Raw genomic sequence first — 15,586 nt, 5'->3', positions numbered from 1 at the left:
GCTAATATAAATGGAAAAAAGGAGATAATGGAGTATGGAAAGTAAAGTGGAACGCTATGTCGAAAATTATGTTGTAACGAAAAATACGATGGCCTTACTTCCTGTTATTCTAAGTGAAAAGAAAATTGTTACGCGAGTCGTTGAAATGAATGATTCTTTTTTCGTATTTCAAAAACCTCTAGATATTATAGAAAGAAGTTGCCGCAAGCATGGCTCTAGTTTCTTAGGCAGAAAAGAAGGAACGAAAGAGTTAACTCATATTACACATAAAGCACCGATTGCGATTAGTCCAGCAGATCAACTTTATTTTTTCCCTACCTATTCTTACTCTAGAAAAGAGTGCGCTTGGTTGTCTCATTTTTATATTGAAAGTAATAAAGAATTAAAAGATGGAAATCTTATTATTAGATTTATAAATGGCTTTGCTGTGAAATTAGAGATATCAAAAACTAGTTTTGAAAATCAACAAAATCGTACAGCGAAATTACGTACTGAATATGAAGATCGTAGGAAAAAACAAGGGAATCCTTGTTTTAAAGAGGTTGATAAAAAAGAGGAATCAACATTAAGACCCGCTTATGAGAATGTGTATTTTGTAAAGGAAGGCGAAGTGTGAAAGGATGGGGGAATCCCCATTCTTTTTTTGTTTGTCAGTCAATCTTTGTAGGTAAGGCGATATATTAGCAAAACCGAGTTGTAATTGTTATATTTAGAAAATCACCATTGTAATTTCATTTACCGAAAAAATCAAAAAAACAATCTAAATAACAAAACGAATGACACGTCCTGTCGAATATTGATAGATTATCATAGCTAAATAATGAAGGAATTCTTATGAAAGATATGGAAACTTTAATAAATACATCTCCATATGTCGTATCTACCATTTCCTCTTTCATATAAGCAATGATACAGTAGGGATAGTATTTAGAGTAAAGGGGTAAAGTGTAGAATGGATTTTCAGACAATCAAAGAGTATTTTTCACCAGAAAATATGGATCATATTGTTGAGAGTTATAAAGCGTTCGGACCACTTCTTGGTATTGGTTTACCGATGATAGAGGCGTTGATTCCAGCATTACCGCTTATCGTATTTGTACTGGCGAATGCTGTTGCATTTGGCTTTTGGCTCGGTTTTCTTTATTCATGGCTTGGATCAGTAATGGGTGCATTACTTGTCTTTTTCATCATCCGCCATTTTGGTCGCAGTCGTTTCTTTTCGTTTGTAAATAAGCATGAGAGAGTACGAAAAGCAATGGGGTGGATTGAAAGGAAAGGATTCGCACCGATTTTTGTTATATTTTGTTTTCCGTTTACACCGTCAGCGCTCATAAATGTTGTCGCTGGTTTATCCCGAATTAGTGTAAAACAGTTTGGTCTAGCGTTAGCATTCGGAAAACTTGTGATGATTTTTATTTTAACGTATATCGGTCATGATTTAATGTCATTTATTCATAATCCGGTGAAATCAGTTATTGTAGCGATTGGTATTTTTATTTTATGGTATGTCGGTAAGAAAATCGAAGTAAAGTTAGAACTACATTAAGAATAGTCTTCTTTGTAAAGGAAAGCTTCAGTATTAAAGGATAAGGGGAGAAGCAGATGAAGAAAACTTTGAAAAAAGAAGGCATGGAGTGGATACGAACAATTTTAATTGGTGTATTATTAGCTGTATTTTTTCGAACGTTTTTCTTTTCAACGTATGTTGTAGAGGGGAAGTCAATGATGCCGACATTGCAAGATGGCAATATGCTAGTTGTAAATAAGGTGAGTTATCAAGTTGGGGACTTGAACAGATTTGACGTTGTGGTATTTCATGCGAATAAAAAAGAGGACTATGTAAAGCGGATTATCGGTTTACCTGGAGATCATATTGAATATAAGCAGGATAAGTTATATATAAACGGTCAATTTATTGATGAGCCGTATTTAGAGAAGTATAAGAAAGAGATAAACGGAAGGCAACTAACAGGCGACTTTACATTAGAAGAGTTAACGAAAGAAAAACTGGTGCCACCTGGGTTTATTTTTGTAGTAGGTGATAACCGGCTCGGGAGCTGGGATAGTAGACACTTTGGCTTTGTAAAAGCTGATACAGTCGTCGGTAAAGTTGATTTGCGATATTGGCCAATTCAAGAGGTGCAAACGAATTTTTCAAAAGGTTGATATAATAGATAGAAGTATAGAAAAAGGCAAACAACTCAGTTTGTCTTTTTTCGTGTCCTATAATACAATTATAGTAGCAAACTAACGTTCGTTATGTAAGTGAAAGGTGGGGTTACATGTCACTTCGATTTGTGATTGGTAGAGCGGGAAGTGGAAAAAGTACACTTTGTTTACGCGAAGTGCAAGAAGAGTTAAAACAACGCCCGAGAGGGAAAACAATATTATATCTTGTGCCAGAACAGATGACATTCCAGACGCAGCAGGCGTTAATTGGAAGTGAGGATGTAAGAGGTTCTATTCGGGCACAAGTTTTTAGTTTTTCACGATTAGCGTGGAAGGTACTGCAAGAAGTTGGCGGAGCGAGTCGTCTTCATATTGATGAAGCTGGTGTACATATGTTACTCCGTAAAATTGTAGAGTCTCGTAAAGATGGATTATCGGTGTTCCAAAAAGCAGCGGAGCAAAACGGTTTCTTTGAACATCTTGGTAGTATGATTGCAGAGTTTAAACGTTACAATGTAACGCCATCTAACGTATATGAAATGTGGCAACAATTAGATGCGCATAGTAGCAGTGCCGAACAAAAGTTACTAGCGAATAAAGTGTATGATTTACAGCTGTTATACGATGATTTTGAACGTGCTTTAATTGGAAAATATTTAGATTCAGAAGACTACCTGCAATTGCTAGTGGAAAAGCTTCCGCAGTCTGAATATGTAAATGGTGCGGAAATTTATATAGACGGATTTCATTCATTCTCCCCGCAAGAGTTAGAGATTGTAAGACAGCTTATGATTTGCGGAGCGAGAGTTACGATCACGTTAACGATAGATGAAAAAACGTTAGCGCAGCCAGTAAATGAACTCGATTTATTTTATGAAACGACGTTAACGTATGAAAAAATAAAACAAGTAGCGCGTGAAGAGAAAATAGAAATTGAAAAAACAATTCCACTTATGGAACAGCCGCGTTTTCATTCTCCGGCATTAGCGCATTTAGAAGCTCATTATGAAGCGCGTCCGAATGAAAAATTTAACGGTGAAGCGAGTGTAACGATTAGTACAGCTGCGAATTTACGAGCGGAGGTAGAAGGTGTTGCTCGTGAAATTCGTAAACTTGTTGCGGATGAAAAATATCGTTACCGAGATATTGCAGTGCTTCTTCGTAATGGGGAAAGTTATTACGATGTGATGCGAACGTTATTTACAGATTACAATATCCCGCACTTCATCGATGAAAAGCGCCCAATGTCACACCACCCATTGGTAGAATGTATTCGTTCTGCACTCGAGATTATTAGTGGGAATTGGCGTTATGATGCGGTGTTCCGCTGCGTGAAAACAGAGCTTTTATATCCATTAGACGTAAGAAAAGAAGCGATGCGTGAAGAAATGGATGAATTTGAAAATTACTGTTTAGCGTACGGTGTACAAGGAAAGAGATGGACTGCTGAAGATCCATGGATGTATCGCCGTTATCGTTCTCTTGATGATACGAACGGGATGATTACAGACAGTGAACGTGAAATGGAAGAGAAAATAAATAGGCTACGTGACGTTGTAAGAACACCTGTTATTCGCATGCAAAAAAGGTTAAAGCGTGCAGGAACAGTTATGCAAATGTGTGAAGCAGTTTACTTGTTTTTAGAAGAACTGGATGTTCCGAAAAAACTAGAAGAATTACGTATACGTGCAGAAGAAAGTGGAGATTTCTTATTTGCGACAGATCATGAACAAGTATGGGAAGAAGTAATGAGCCTTCTTGATACATTTGTAGAGATGCTTGGGGAAGAGAAAATGTCTCTTTCTATGTTTACTGACGTTATGTCGACTGGTCTTGAGGCACTTCAATTTGCTAACATTCCGCCGTCATTAGACCAAGTGTTAATTGCTAATATTGATCACTCCAGATTATCTGATGTGAGAGCAACGTTTATTATAGGTGTAAATGAGGGTGTCATTCCAGCAGTACCTATGGATGAAGGTATGCTTTCTGATGAGGAAAGAGAAGTTCTTGGTGCGGCAGGGATTGAATTAGCGCCAACGACGAGACAAACTTTGTTAGAAGAACAGTTCGTTATGTATCAAATGGTAACGAGAGCATCTGAGAAGTTATACATTTCATGCCCGCTTGCAGATGAAGAAGGAAAGACGTTACTTGCATCTAGCTTTATTAAGAAAATAAAAAGAATGTTCCCTAATGTGAAAGATTCATTTATTACGAATGACGTAAATGATTTATCACGTTCAGAACAAATTTCATATGTAGCAACGCCAGAAGTAACGTTATCTTACGTTATGCAGCAACTACAAACGTGGAAGCGATACGGATTTGAAGGGAATTTAGACTTTTGGTGGGACGTATATAATTTCTACGTAACTTCAGATGAATGGAAACAAAAAAGTAGCCGCGTCTTATCAAGTTTATTCTATCGAAATCGTGCGAAGAAACTAAGTACAGCAGTAAGTAGAGATTTATACGGAGATATAATTAAAGGAAGCGTCTCTCGTATGGAACTATTTAATCGTTGTGCATACGCTCATTTTGCGCAGCACGGTTTATCGCTTAGAGAGCGTGATATTTTCAAGCTTGATGCGCCAGACATCGGCGAATTATTCCATGCGGCATTAAAGAAAATTGCGGACAAGTTATTGCGTGAAAACCGCACTTGGGCGGATTTATCCATAAAAGAGTGTGAGCATCTTTCTGTTTTAGTAATAGAAGAAATTGCGCCGTTATTACAACGACAAATTTTATTAAGTTCAAACCGTCATTTCTATTTAAAACAAAAACTACAACAAATCATTTTCCGTACGTCAATCATTCTTCGTGAACATGCGAAGTCAAGCGGATTCGTACCAGTTGATTTAGAGGTGCCGTTCGGTATGGGAGGTACAGGGTCACTTCCGCCGATGGAATTCTCATTACCAAATGGTGTAAAGATGGAAGTAGTCGGCCGTATTGACCGTGTTGATAAGGCAGAAGATGAAAACGGGACGTTCTTACGTATTATTGATTATAAATCAAGTTCAAAAGCGTTAGATTTAACGGAAGTGTATTACGGATTAGCACTTCAAATGTTAACGTATTTAGATGTTGTTACTTCGAATGCACAGACGTGGATGAAAAAAGGCCACGCAGCATCACCAGCTGGTGTATTGTATTTCCATATTCATAACCCAATCGTTGAGATGAAAGGTGACGCAACGGAAGCTGAAATTGAAAAAGAAATTTTAAAGAAATTTAAAATGAAAGGACTCGTATTAGGAGATGCTGACGTTGTTCGTTTAATGGATAACAAACTTTCAACAGGAAGCTCAGATATTATTTCTGCTGGCCTGAAAAAAGACGGTAGCTTTAGTGCGCGTTCAAGTATTGCAAATGAGCAAGAGTTTAACGTACTGCAAAAATATGTACACCATACGTTTGAAAATATCGGAAAAGATATTACAGAAGGTGTTATCGATATTGCTCCTTATAAAATGGGGAATAAAGCAGCATGTACGTTCTGTAACTTCAAATCTGTTTGTCAATTTGATGAGTCACTGGAAGATAATCAGTTCCGATCGTTAAAAGATATGAAAGATAGCGAAGCGATGGAGAAAATAAGAGAGGAGGTTGGCGGAGAATGATAGAAAATTGGCCTAAAAAACCAGAAGGTAGTCAATGGACAGATGACCAGTGGAAAGCTGTTGTAGCTAACGGACGTGATATTTTAGTTGCTGCTGCAGCTGGATCAGGTAAAACAGCAGTATTAGTTGAACGTATTATTAAAAAGATTATTAATGAAGAGAACCCAGTCGATGTCGACCGCCTGCTCGTTGTAACATTTACGAATGCAGCAGCGCAAGAGATGAAAAACCGAATCGGGGAAGCGTTAGAAAAGGTATTAATTGATGAACCAGGCTCTCAACACGTAAGAAAGCAGCTGAGCCTATTAAATAAAGCTTCCATTTCAACAATTCACTCATTCTGTTTACAAGTAATTAGAGGATATTACTACATGCTTGATGTTGATCCTCGTTTCCGTATTGCGAATCAAACAGAAAATGAATTGTTAAAAGAAGAAGTGCTAGATGACATATTAGAAGAAGAGTACGGAATCGAAGATAATACAATCTTCTTTGAACTTGTTGATCGTTATACGAGTGACCGTAGTGATGATGACTTGCAACGTATGATTTTAGCGCTTCATACAGAGTCAAGAGCGCATCCAAATCCGGAAAAATGGCTTGATAAATTAGTAGAAGCATATGACGTAGAAGGAAAGACAATTGAAGATTTAGTATATGCTTCTTATTTATTAGAAGATGTGAAATTCCAGCTTGAAACAGCGGAACAGCATATTCGTAAGGCAACTGAACTCGCAATGCTTCCTGACGGTCCAGCGCCTCGCATTGAAACCCTGCAAGCAGATGTAGCATTACTTGGAACGCTATCATCAGCTGCTCGTGAGTCGTGGACAAGTGTGTATGAAGCGATGCAAAACGTATCGTGGCAAACGTTAAAGCGTATTAAGAAAAGTGATTACAATGAAGATGTTGTAAAACAAGTAGACTCTCTTCGTAATAAAGCGAAAGATGAAGTGAAGAAATTACAAGAAGAGTTATTTAGCCGCAAACCTGAAAGTTTCTTACGAGATTTTCAAGATATGCACCCAGTATTAGAAAAGCTTGTTCAACTTGTAAAAGTATTTACAGAGCGTTTCCAAGCGATGAAGCGAGATAAAGGAATGGTCGATTTCACAGATTTAGAGCATTTCTGTTTACAAATTTTAAGTGAACAAAGTGAAAATGGTGAAATGAATCCGTCAGCAGTGGCGCTCCAATATCGTAATAAATTTGCTGAAGTATTAGTCGATGAATATCAAGACACGAACTTTGTACAGGAATCCATTATTAAATTCGTAACGAAAGATTCTGAGAGTGAAGGAAACTTGTTCATGGTTGGTGACGTAAAGCAGTCGATTTATCGTTTCCGACTAGCCGAGCCAGGCTTATTCCTAGGAAAGTATAAACGTTTCACACAAGAAGGATTGGGCGGCGGAATGAAGATTGACTTAGCGAAAAACTTCCGTAGTCGTCATGAAGTACTAGCAGGTACGAACTTTATTTTTAAACAAATTATGGGCGAAGAAGTTGGGGAAATTGACTACGATGCTGACGCTGAACTAAAGCTAGGTGCTACCTATCCAGAAGGTGAAGATGTAGCAGCAGAATTATTATGTATTCAGCAAACGGAAGAAGAAGTAATAGACGGTGAAGAAGGTGCAGAAGTCGAAAAAGCACAGCTTGAAGCTCGCCTTATGGCGCAGCGCATTAAAGCGATGGTTGATTCCGGTTATGAAGTGTATGACCGTAAAAATGATAGTATGCGTCCGGTGCAATATCGCGATTTCGTTATTTTACTTCGCTCCATGCCGTGGGCCCCGCAAATTATGGAAGAGTTAAAATTACAAGGAATTCCAGTATACGCTGACCTCGCGACTGGTTATTTTGAAGCGACGGAAGTAAATATTATGATGAACGTATTCCGCGTTATTGATAATCCGATGCAAGATATTCCGCTTGCCGCTGTACTTCGTTCCCCAATCGTTGGATTGAGCGATGAAGAACTTGCAACGCTTCGTGCTCATGGAAAGAAAGGCTCGTTTTATGAAGTAATGAGCTCATTCTTAAAAGGGGCACCGCTTGAAGAGGAGCAAGAACTTCATGATAAATTAGAGTGGTTTTATAACTTATTGCAAGGATGGCGTGAATTCGCCCGTCAACAATCACTTTCTGATTTAATTTGGAAAGTGTACGGTGAGACAGGTTATTACGACTTCGTTGGCGGTTTACCAGCTGGAAAGCAAAGGCAGGCAAACTTACGCGTACTATATGACCGCGCAAGACAATATGAAGCAACATCATTTAGAGGATTATTCCGCTTCTTACGTTTTATTGAACGTATTTTAGAACGCGGTGATGATATGGGTACGGCGAGAGCCCTAGGTGAACAAGAAGACGTTGTTCGCATTATGACGATTCATAAAAGTAAAGGGCTAGAGTTCCCGGTCGTATTTGTAGCTGGACTCGGTCGTCGTTTTAATACACAAGACTTAATGAAGCGTTTCTTACTGCATAAAGATTTCGGTTTCGGTTCGCAATTTATCGATCCGCGTAAACGAATTAAATATACAACATTATCACAGCTTGCGATTAAGCGTAAAATGAAAATGGAATTAATTGCGGAAGAAATGCGCGTACTATACGTAGCATTGACGCGTGCGAAAGAGAAGTTAATTTTAATCGGAACAGTTAAGGATGCAAATAAGGAAATGGAAAAATGGCTTGATGCGAGGGAACATAGTGAATGGTTATTACCAGATCACATACGTGCCGGAGCGTCTTGTTATTTAGACTGGATTGCACCTTCATTATATAGACACCGTGATAGTGAAATGCTTCTTGAATTAGGACAAGGAAGTATTCCAGATGAAATTTACGGATATGACACTAGCTGGAAAGTAGAAGTTGTGGACGGTAACACACTACTTGCACCAGAGCCAGTTCAAGAAGAGAAACAAGAATTGTTAGAAGCACTTCGTGAGAAAAAGGCTGTTCCCCTGCAAAGTGAACGGAAAGAAGAAGTGTACGACAGATTAATGTGGAAGTACGGATATGAGGATGCGACATCTCATCGTGCGAAGCAATCTGTTACAGAAATAAAGAGAAATTATCAATCTGAAGAAGGTAGCGATAACGCCTTTATTAAAAAACTACGTGCACCAATTAAAACACGCCCGCGCTTTATGGAGAAAAAAGGGTTAACGTACGCAGAGCGCGGAACAGCAGTCCATGCCGTTATGCAGCATGTTGATTTGAAGAAGCCGATTACGGTTGAAGTTCTTCAAGAGCAAATTGCTGGAATGGTAAATAAGGAATTATTAACATTCGAGCAGGCGGAAGAAATAGCGATTGAAAAAGTAATTTCATTCTTTGACAGTGACTTAGGTAAAAGGGTATTAGCGGCGAAAAGTGTTGAGCGTGAAGTACCATTTACGATGATGCTTGCAGCAGAAGAAGCATATCAAGATTGGCAAGGGAAGAGTGAAGAAACGATTCTTGTCCAAGGGGTTATCGACTGCATGATTGAAGAGGAAGATGGCATTACGTTAATCGACTTTAAAACAGATACGATTGAAGGGAAATTCCCAGGCGGATTCGAACAAGCGAAACCAATTTTAGAAGATCGATATAAAGTGCAGCTTTCGTTATATGCAAAAGCACTGGAGAAAAGCTTACAACATCCTGTAAAAGAGAAATGTTTATACTTCTTTGATGGGAATCACGTTGTAAATATTGAAGAATAGAGGGGCTTGAAAATGGTAACAGAAAAAACGTTAAGAACTTGTGAACAGGGACACGAGTACTATAAAAGTAGCGATTGTCCAACTTGCCCAGTCTGTGAGAAGGAGAGAAAACCAAAAGAAGGTTTTCTCTCTCTTCTTTCAGCGCCAGCAAGAAGGGCATTAGAGCACCGTGGAATTCAAACTGTAGAAGAACTCTCAAAATATAGTGAAAAAGAAATTTTAAAACTGCATGGTATGGGACCTGCGTCTTTGCCGAAGCTTAGGAAGGCTTTGGAGGAGAGTGGGTTATCATTTAAATAAAATGAAATAGTGCCTCTTCACTACTTACGTGTTTATACCACTATTTGTGGAAAGTGAAGCTCTTGCTTATTAAAATTTCATTTTAATAATTTTGAATTACATAAAAGAAAAAAGTAGGAGAATATCTCCTACTTTTTTTACGCTGTTCCAATCTGATCTTGATCTGCCACATCAGAATCAAATGTATTCGTTGCACTAACACCGTTAAACGTATTCACGACAAACCCAACATTGGAAGCTCCAGATCCGTTATAGGCTTTCGTGTTTTCTTTCGGAGATACGTTATAAAAATCTCCTAAGTTGAAAGAGCCGTTACTGTTTTGCACGACGAGATTTCCTACAACTGAAGGCATACCATCCACCTACTTTACTAAGCTTTTTAATTACTATATGAATTATTGTGCGGAAGGTTCATCCGTAATATATTGGCGGATTTGTATAATACGAGAGTTATTAAAACCATAATCAACATTTCCAATTTGAAAGCAACCAGAATTTAAAAGTGTCCGCAATTCAACGTTATTCACTTCAATAAAAGGGCATTCATTTACAATATTTAATTTTACATCTGTCGTTCGTTTTGGAATTGTAATGTGTTCATCTGTAAAGATTTCAAAAGCATCAAAGCGACCTTCTCCCCGTATATAAAAAGGAATTTCACGGTGGACGGCAATAGCTCTACTTTTTAATTCCATTTGGTTTGCATCTCCAACTTGAAATACGGCAGTAATCCCTAAAGAAATAATAGAAACATTTTGGACAATGGACACATGATGCAACATAATTTTTCAGTCTCCTTAACCTGGAGTAGGGGGGACATCTGTTACTAATGGTACAAATGGACCCTCTGTAACTGTTTCAAATGGTGTATCGAGAATAGAAGATAGAATGAGGAGATTTGCATCTCCAATTAAAAAGAGTGCGGACGACGATACACCGTTCATTTTAATCTGTCCGACTTTTAACTCACGGTTTACAACGTTAAGGTTCATACATACTTACTCCTTTCGGAAATTTCCCGGTATGTGCTGAATAAAGGAGAGAAAGGCTTTGTCAATATCTTGTTTCATTGCCTGAATAATGATATCTCGTAAATAATCTGGATCTGTTGAAATACCTTCATATGATTGCGCTTGTGATAAATAATAAGGGAGTCGATGCTCCATCTGTTTTTTTATGTCATCCACCATCATTTGTCGATACATTTCATCAAGCGGTGTTCTCTCTTCTTGTTCAAAATGGAGAATACGATTATATGCTTCTTCATCTAAGTATCGATGCATTTCTTGGAGGATACCTTGATAAAAGTCTGGGTTTGTTTCGGTTTCAGGGTTTACCTTCAATGTTTCTGTATCCACTTGAAAATCTTCAATTTGTTGTCCTTTTGCTGAAAATGGGTTTAAACCAATATTTAAAGTACCATTTAAATTTTCGACTTTTAATTGATCGAATTTGTATTCCACTTTTCCTACAGAAGAGGAGGGGCGATTTTTTAATTCGTTAAGCTCTTCTTGGAGTTGGCGCACTTGATCTTCTAAATTTAGGATGGCTGCTTGTTGTGTTTGAAGAGCTTGTTGAAGTTGGTGTAAGTAAGTATATATATCTTGATTCATTTGTGAAACCTCCTTTTCAATAGGGAGGGTAAAAATATTCCTGCTATATATTTATGACAAGGATGTCTTAAGAAGAACTAGTTGATGGTTTGATAGAAATAATTTGTCCTTTTGCCTGTAATGGGCGAAGCGGTTCCGTAAATCCGCCCGTATTTGAAAATTTAGATAGGGCTTTAATACTTCCGGCAGTACCAATTTGGAACACAGAAGAGGTTGTAATGCTATCAATTTTAATACTGTTGATGATGATACTTTGGTTTACATAAAAATTCAATGCAATTGCCTCCTTTAAGTTGAGCCAATTATCGCTTGATCGATTACATCTGAATCGTTGACAGTCGTTGCACTTTGATAATTGTAGACAGAAACATTATCTCCAACGTTGAAAGAGCCGGCCCCGGCGAAAGCACGTGAGTAACTAATAGGCCTAATCGCAAATACATCTCCAATATGAAAAATACCACTTGATCCAATATTGACGATACGAATATGTCCGACCATAGCTGGCATACAAAACACCCTTCGTTTTTAAAATTTTCTTTTCTACTATTGTATGGGCGTTTCCAATAAAATGTGTATTTTTTTGAAATAAAAGAAACACACGCATTATTGCGTGTGTGTTTTGAACGTTTGATTAGGGTGTAAATCCGTATGTACATGACAAATTACATTTAAGAGCCTGTCCAGTTCTTGGCTACAATCCACTGTTTTTTGAGAAGTCATTCCATAGCGTTCAGCAAAATAAATCATTTTTTCACGTTTTTTTTCAATCGCTTGCTCAAACATTGAAATCGGCTCCATCTCTAAATGAAATTTTTAGTATATATGTAGTACATATTATACAAAAACTTCATAAAAAAGAAATGCATTCGCTAAAAAAAGTAAAATTTCTACATTTTATGCCAAATGATAAAGGGGTAACGAATAGGGGATGAGAAGAATATTGTAAAAATTAGCGTGCATGAGAAGGTTTTTTTCTTGCGGATGCGAATACAATTAAAGGGTATGAGTTTTAGGATGGAGAGTGGAAATATTGCGTTTTGTAACGGCGAAGAAAGAAGAAAAGGTATTTGTAGGTATTGTAGATGAAGAAGAAGAAAAGGTATTACACTTAAGAGAAGCGCAAAGACAAAAAGGGGAAAAGGTTACAATCCCTATTACAATGTTAGAGTGTATTGAAAGAGGGACTGAATGCTTTGAGAAAGTATGTGAAATTGTAAATTGGGCAAAAGAGAACGGGGAAGCGGCGTATTATCCGTTAACAGAGGTGAAAATATTAGCGCCGATTCCAAGGCCAAGAAAGAATATTTTGTGCGTTGGAAAAAACTATCGTGAGCATGCGGTAGAAATGGGCGGAGTAGAGTCTATTCCAGAAAATATAATGATCTTTACGAAAGCGCCAACAACAGTTATTGGCATAAATGAGCAAATTAATGGTCACCCTCATGCAACGGACGAACTAGATTATGAAGGAGAATTAGCTATCATTATTGGTAAGCGAGGGAAGCAAATAAAAAAAGAAAAAGCGCTTGAGCATGTTTTTGGTTATACGATTATCAATGATGTAACAGCTCGAGACATTCAAAGAAAACATAAACAGTTTTTCCTTGGGAAAAGCTTCGATACATTTTGTCCGATGGGACCGTATTTAATTCATAAATCGGTGGTTAATGCGCCGAATGCATTACACATTGAAACGGTAGTAAATGGAGAAGTAAGGCAAACTTCTAACACAAATAAAATGATTTTTTCAATAGAAGAAATTATTTCAACGATAAGTAAAGGAATGACTTTAGAACCAGGTGATATTATCGCAACAGGAACGCCGGCTGGTGTCGGAAAAGGTTTTACACCACCGAAGTTTTTACATGCTGGTGATGAAGTGGTCATTACAGTAGAAGGAATTGGTACTTTACGAAATGTAGTGAAATAAAGAAAAGAGCTATCTTGTTAAAAGATAGCTCTTTTTTTATGGCCTTGGGTTATAGAGGTAATCGATAACGGCAAAAGTGTAAAGACCAATGAATGCAAGTGTACAAATGCCAAATAGTATAACCGTAAGTGCGCTTTTTTCTCGTCCAAAACCAATGATAGTAAGAATAACAGCAGTCCAAAATGATGCTTTCAGTAGTGTGAGTGTAGTAGGAGTTGAGTAATGAAGCCATGTTGTGGAAAGTAGGAAACCAAAGAATGTAACTAAAATAAAAGCTGTAGCTAAATAGTTAATATGTTTACCATATCTTAATAGCATGTCGCACCTCCTTTATGATTTTAAAATACAGAAAATTACAATTTTATCTTAATATAAATGAATATAAAAAGAAAGAGGTTGTCCCAACATGTCGGACAACCTCTCTATCATTACGATAATACAGCTTTAATTTTTTGGAATGCCCACTCTAAATCTTCTTCAGAGATTACTAGAGGTGGTGCGATACGAATTACATTTTCGTGTGTTTCTTTACATAATAGACCAGCTGCTTTTAGTTGTTCACAGTAAGGACGAGCTGGCTCGTTTAATTCGATACCGATGAATAAACCTTTACCACGAACTTCAGTGATCATTGGGTTATCAATCTCTTTTAATTGCCCAACTAATTTTTCACCTAATTGAAGAGAACGCTCTGTTAATTTTTCTTCTTCTAACACTTCAAGAGCCGCGATAGAAACAGCACATGCAAGTGGATTACCACCGAATGTAGAACCGTGAGAACCTGGCTCAAATACACCTAAAATGTCGCGGTTTGCTGCTACGCAAGAGATTGGGAACACACCGCCGCCAAGTGCTTTACCAAGTATGTACATGTCAGGAGTTACATTGTCCCAGTCACAAGCAAATACTTTACCAGTACGGCCTAAGCCAGTTTGGATTTCATCTGCTACAAATAAAACGTTTTCTTTTTTACATACTTCAAAAGCTTCTTTTAAGTAACCAGCTGGTGGGATATTAATTCCTGCTTCACCTTGAATTGGCTCTAAAATGAATGCTGCTGTGTTTGGTGTAATTGCGGCTTTTAATGCTTCTAAATCACCGTAAGGAATTACAACGATGCCAGGAAGCATTGGACCGAATCCACGCTTGTACTCTTCATTTGAAGACATAGAAACAGAACCCATTGTACGTCCGTGGAAGTTATCTTCACAAACGATGATTTCAGCACGGTTTGCTTCCACTTTCTTCACATCATAAGCCCAGCGACGAACTGTTTTAATTGCAGTTTCAACAGCTTCAGCACCTGTATTCATTGGAAGTACCATTTCTTTATTAGTTAGTTTCGCAACTTTTTCGTACCAAGGACCTAATTGATCGCTATGGAAAGCACGAGAAGTTAACGTAACACGATTAGCTTGGTCAATTAAAGCGTTAATAATTTTCGGGTGACGATGACCTTGGTTTACTGCAGAATATGCACTTAATAAGTCCATATAGCGGTTTCCTTCAGGATCTTCTACCCAAACACCTTCTGCTTTAGAAATAACGATTGGAAGTGGGTGATAGTTATTTGCTCCGTATGTGTCTGTAAGTTCGATAATATCCTTAGTTTGAATCATGATTGTTCCCCCTTTTGTTATTACAAGAAGTTTGTAAATACTCTAAATATTATATCATTTAAATGTAAAAAAGCGAAACATTTCCTGAAAATAAATGAACATGTTATCATATAGAGTGAAAAAGTGTGAAAAGAGGAGGTAAGGGATACGATGGTACATATGCATATTACAGCATGGGCGTTAGGTTTAATTTTATTCTTCGTTGCGTATTCACTTTATTCAGCAGGAAGAAAAGGGAAAGGTGTACATATGGGGCTTCGCCTAATGTATATCATTATTATTGTGACAGGCTTCATGTTGTACATGAGTATTGTGAAGACAGCAACAGGTAGCATGCACATGTGGTATGGCTTGAAAATGTTAGCTGGTATTTTAGTTATCGGTGGAATGGAAATGGTTCTTGTGAAAATGAGCAAAAACAAACCAACAGGGGCGGTTTGGGGCTTATTTATTGTTGCGCTAGTAGCAGTATTTTACCTTGGGCTGAAATTACCGATTGGCTGGAAAGTATTCTAATAAAAAATAAAGCCACCTTATAATCTCAAAGACTTGGGAGATTATAAGGTGGTTTTTTACTTTATCCCGTAAACATCAGATTGGT

Annotated in this window: 17 protein-coding genes; 8 read left to right on the top strand and 9 right to left on the bottom strand. The window is 37.6% G+C overall.

The genetic code is table 11. The features are described from left to right. The first annotated feature begins 34 nt into the window (after window positions 1-34). The 6 genes from ACTFSL_RS03465 (at window position 35) to ACTFSL_RS03440 (ending at window position 9,820) form a co-directional block, all read left to right on the top strand. Window positions 35-616: a competence protein ComK gene (locus ACTFSL_RS03465; protein WP_440041164.1), complete on the top strand. Its 582-nt coding sequence runs from the start codon at window positions 35-37 to the stop codon at window positions 614-616. Window positions 617-952: 336 nt separating this feature from the next. Continuing rightward, on the top strand, window positions 953-1,546 hold the full coding sequence (locus tag ACTFSL_RS03460; RefSeq protein ID WP_000347517.1) for a TVP38/TMEM64 family protein: 594 nt from the start codon (window positions 953-955) through the stop codon (window positions 1,544-1,546). A gap of 56 nt (window positions 1,547-1,602) precedes the next feature. Further along, on the top strand, window positions 1,603-2,166 hold the full coding sequence (gene lepB, locus ACTFSL_RS03455) for a signal peptidase I (protein ID WP_000751919.1): 564 nt from the start codon (window positions 1,603-1,605) through the stop codon (window positions 2,164-2,166). Between the two features lie 116 nt (window positions 2,167-2,282). Continuing rightward, on the top strand, window positions 2,283-5,798 hold the full coding sequence (addB, locus tag ACTFSL_RS03450) for a helicase-exonuclease AddAB subunit AddB (RefSeq protein WP_440041163.1): 3,516 nt from the start codon (window positions 2,283-2,285) through the stop codon (window positions 5,796-5,798). Then, window positions 5,795-9,520: a helicase-exonuclease AddAB subunit AddA gene (addA, locus tag ACTFSL_RS03445; protein WP_000572298.1), complete on the top strand. Its 3,726-nt coding sequence runs from the start codon at window positions 5,795-5,797 to the stop codon at window positions 9,518-9,520. The genes addB and addA overlap by 4 nt, the downstream gene beginning before the upstream one ends. Window positions 9,521-9,532: 12 nt before the next feature. Next, window positions 9,533-9,820, top strand: a complete 288-nt coding sequence (locus tag ACTFSL_RS03440; protein ID WP_000255728.1) for an RNA polymerase alpha subunit C-terminal domain-containing protein — start codon at window positions 9,533-9,535, stop codon at window positions 9,818-9,820. Window positions 9,821-9,957: 137 nt separating this feature from the next. Here ACTFSL_RS03440 and gerPF read toward each other — a convergent pair whose 3' ends face one another. The 7 genes from gerPF to ACTFSL_RS03405 all read right to left on the bottom strand — a co-directional run bounded on the left by gerPF (window position 9,958) and on the right by ACTFSL_RS03405 (window position 12,219). Beyond that, on the bottom strand, window positions 9,958-10,173 hold the full coding sequence (gene gerPF / locus ACTFSL_RS03435) for a spore germination protein GerPF (protein ID WP_001141566.1): 216 nt from the start codon (window positions 10,171-10,173) through the stop codon (window positions 9,958-9,960). A gap of 42 nt (window positions 10,174-10,215) precedes the next feature. Continuing rightward, a complete protein-coding gene (locus tag ACTFSL_RS03430) occupies window positions 10,216-10,602 on the bottom strand; it encodes a spore germination protein GerPE (RefSeq protein WP_000902324.1) in 387 nt (128 codons plus the stop codon). Between the two features lie 15 nt (window positions 10,603-10,617). Next, window positions 10,618-10,812, bottom strand: a complete 195-nt coding sequence (gerPD, locus tag ACTFSL_RS03425) for a spore germination protein GerPD (RefSeq protein WP_001052807.1) — start codon at window positions 10,810-10,812, stop codon at window positions 10,618-10,620. A 6-nt stretch (window positions 10,813-10,818) separates the two neighbouring features. Next, a complete protein-coding gene (gerPC, locus tag ACTFSL_RS03420; RefSeq protein ID WP_001070760.1) occupies window positions 10,819-11,433 on the bottom strand; it encodes a spore germination protein GerPC in 615 nt (204 codons plus the stop codon). Window positions 11,434-11,500: 67 nt separating this feature from the next. After that, entirely contained in the window at window positions 11,501-11,707 is a 207-nt protein-coding gene (gerPB, locus tag ACTFSL_RS03415; RefSeq protein WP_001012508.1) for a spore germination protein GerPB, read from the bottom strand. Window positions 11,708-11,721: 14 nt separating this feature from the next. Beyond that, window positions 11,722-11,943, bottom strand: a complete 222-nt coding sequence (gerPA, locus tag ACTFSL_RS03410; RefSeq protein WP_001111187.1) for a spore germination protein GerPA — start codon at window positions 11,941-11,943, stop codon at window positions 11,722-11,724. A 96-nt stretch (window positions 11,944-12,039) separates the two neighbouring features. Beyond that, on the bottom strand, window positions 12,040-12,219 hold the full coding sequence (locus ACTFSL_RS03405) for an aspartyl-phosphate phosphatase Spo0E family protein (protein ID WP_000462841.1): 180 nt from the start codon (window positions 12,217-12,219) through the stop codon (window positions 12,040-12,042). A 247-nt stretch (window positions 12,220-12,466) separates the two neighbouring features. Between ACTFSL_RS03405 and ACTFSL_RS03400 the strand changes: the two genes are divergently transcribed. Then, the gene (locus ACTFSL_RS03400; RefSeq protein WP_001213071.1) at window positions 12,467-13,366 is read left to right on the top strand and encodes a fumarylacetoacetate hydrolase family protein; all 900 of its coding nucleotides are present in this window, start codon (window positions 12,467-12,469) and stop codon (window positions 13,364-13,366) included. 36 nt (window positions 13,367-13,402) lie between these two features. On the opposite strand, the gene ACTFSL_RS03395 is transcribed toward ACTFSL_RS03400, so the two are convergent. Together ACTFSL_RS03395 and rocD are read right to left on the bottom strand one after the other, a co-directional pair. Beyond that, window positions 13,403-13,684 (bottom strand): hypothetical protein, encoded by a 282-nt coding sequence (locus tag ACTFSL_RS03395; protein ID WP_000926857.1) that lies wholly within the window; start codon window positions 13,682-13,684, stop codon window positions 13,403-13,405. Between the two features lie 110 nt (window positions 13,685-13,794). Further along, entirely contained in the window at window positions 13,795-14,985 is a 1,191-nt protein-coding gene (rocD, locus tag ACTFSL_RS03390; RefSeq protein ID WP_000616658.1) for an ornithine aminotransferase, read from the bottom strand. A gap of 150 nt (window positions 14,986-15,135) precedes the next feature. On the opposite strand from rocD, the gene ACTFSL_RS03385 reads away from it, so the two are divergent. Beyond that, window positions 15,136-15,501 (top strand): YisL family protein, encoded by a 366-nt coding sequence (locus ACTFSL_RS03385; protein ID WP_000233494.1) that lies wholly within the window; start codon window positions 15,136-15,138, stop codon window positions 15,499-15,501. The last annotated feature ends 85 nt before the right edge of the window (window positions 15,502-15,586 follow it).

Source organism: Bacillus cereus group sp. MYBK108-1, from assembly GCF_051917185.1.
GTDB lineage: Bacteria > Bacillota > Bacilli > Bacillales > Bacillaceae_G > Bacillus_A > Bacillus_A cereus.
Note: the sequence above shows the minus strand (reverse complement) of the source record. Positions and strands in the feature narration are given on the sequence as shown.

Coding starts and splice junctions, on each gene's coding strand:
- addA (WP_000572298.1), top strand. CDS start 5,795: ATGATAGAAAATTGGCCTAAAAAACCAGAAGGTAGTCAATGGACAGAT.
- gerPA (WP_001111187.1), bottom strand. CDS start 11,943: ATGCCAGCTATGGTCGGACATATTCGTATCGTCAATATTGGATCAAGT.
- ACTFSL_RS03395 (WP_000926857.1), bottom strand. CDS start 13,684: ATGCTATTAAGATATGGTAAACATATTAACTATTTAGCTACAGCTTTT.
- rocD (WP_000616658.1), bottom strand. CDS start 14,985: ATGATTCAAACTAAGGATATTATCGAACTTACAGACACATACGGAGCA.
- ACTFSL_RS03405 (WP_000462841.1), bottom strand. CDS start 12,219: ATGTTTGAGCAAGCGATTGAAAAAAAACGTGAAAAAATGATTTATTTT.
- addB (WP_440041163.1), top strand. CDS start 2,283: ATGTCACTTCGATTTGTGATTGGTAGAGCGGGAAGTGGAAAAAGTACA.
- gerPD (WP_001052807.1), bottom strand. CDS start 10,812: ATGAACCTTAACGTTGTAAACCGTGAGTTAAAAGTCGGACAGATTAAA.
- lepB (WP_000751919.1), top strand. CDS start 1,603: ATGAAGAAAACTTTGAAAAAAGAAGGCATGGAGTGGATACGAACAATT.
- ACTFSL_RS03440 (WP_000255728.1), top strand. CDS start 9,533: ATGGTAACAGAAAAAACGTTAAGAACTTGTGAACAGGGACACGAGTAC.
- ACTFSL_RS03385 (WP_000233494.1), top strand. CDS start 15,136: ATGGTACATATGCATATTACAGCATGGGCGTTAGGTTTAATTTTATTC.
- ACTFSL_RS03465 (WP_440041164.1), top strand. CDS start 35: ATGGAAAGTAAAGTGGAACGCTATGTCGAAAATTATGTTGTAACGAAA.
- gerPF (WP_001141566.1), bottom strand. CDS start 10,173: ATGCCTTCAGTTGTAGGAAATCTCGTCGTGCAAAACAGTAACGGCTCT.
- ACTFSL_RS03430 (WP_000902324.1), bottom strand. CDS start 10,602: ATGTTGCATCATGTGTCCATTGTCCAAAATGTTTCTATTATTTCTTTA.
- gerPC (WP_001070760.1), bottom strand. CDS start 11,433: ATGAATCAAGATATATATACTTACTTACACCAACTTCAACAAGCTCTT.
- ACTFSL_RS03460 (WP_000347517.1), top strand. CDS start 953: ATGGATTTTCAGACAATCAAAGAGTATTTTTCACCAGAAAATATGGAT.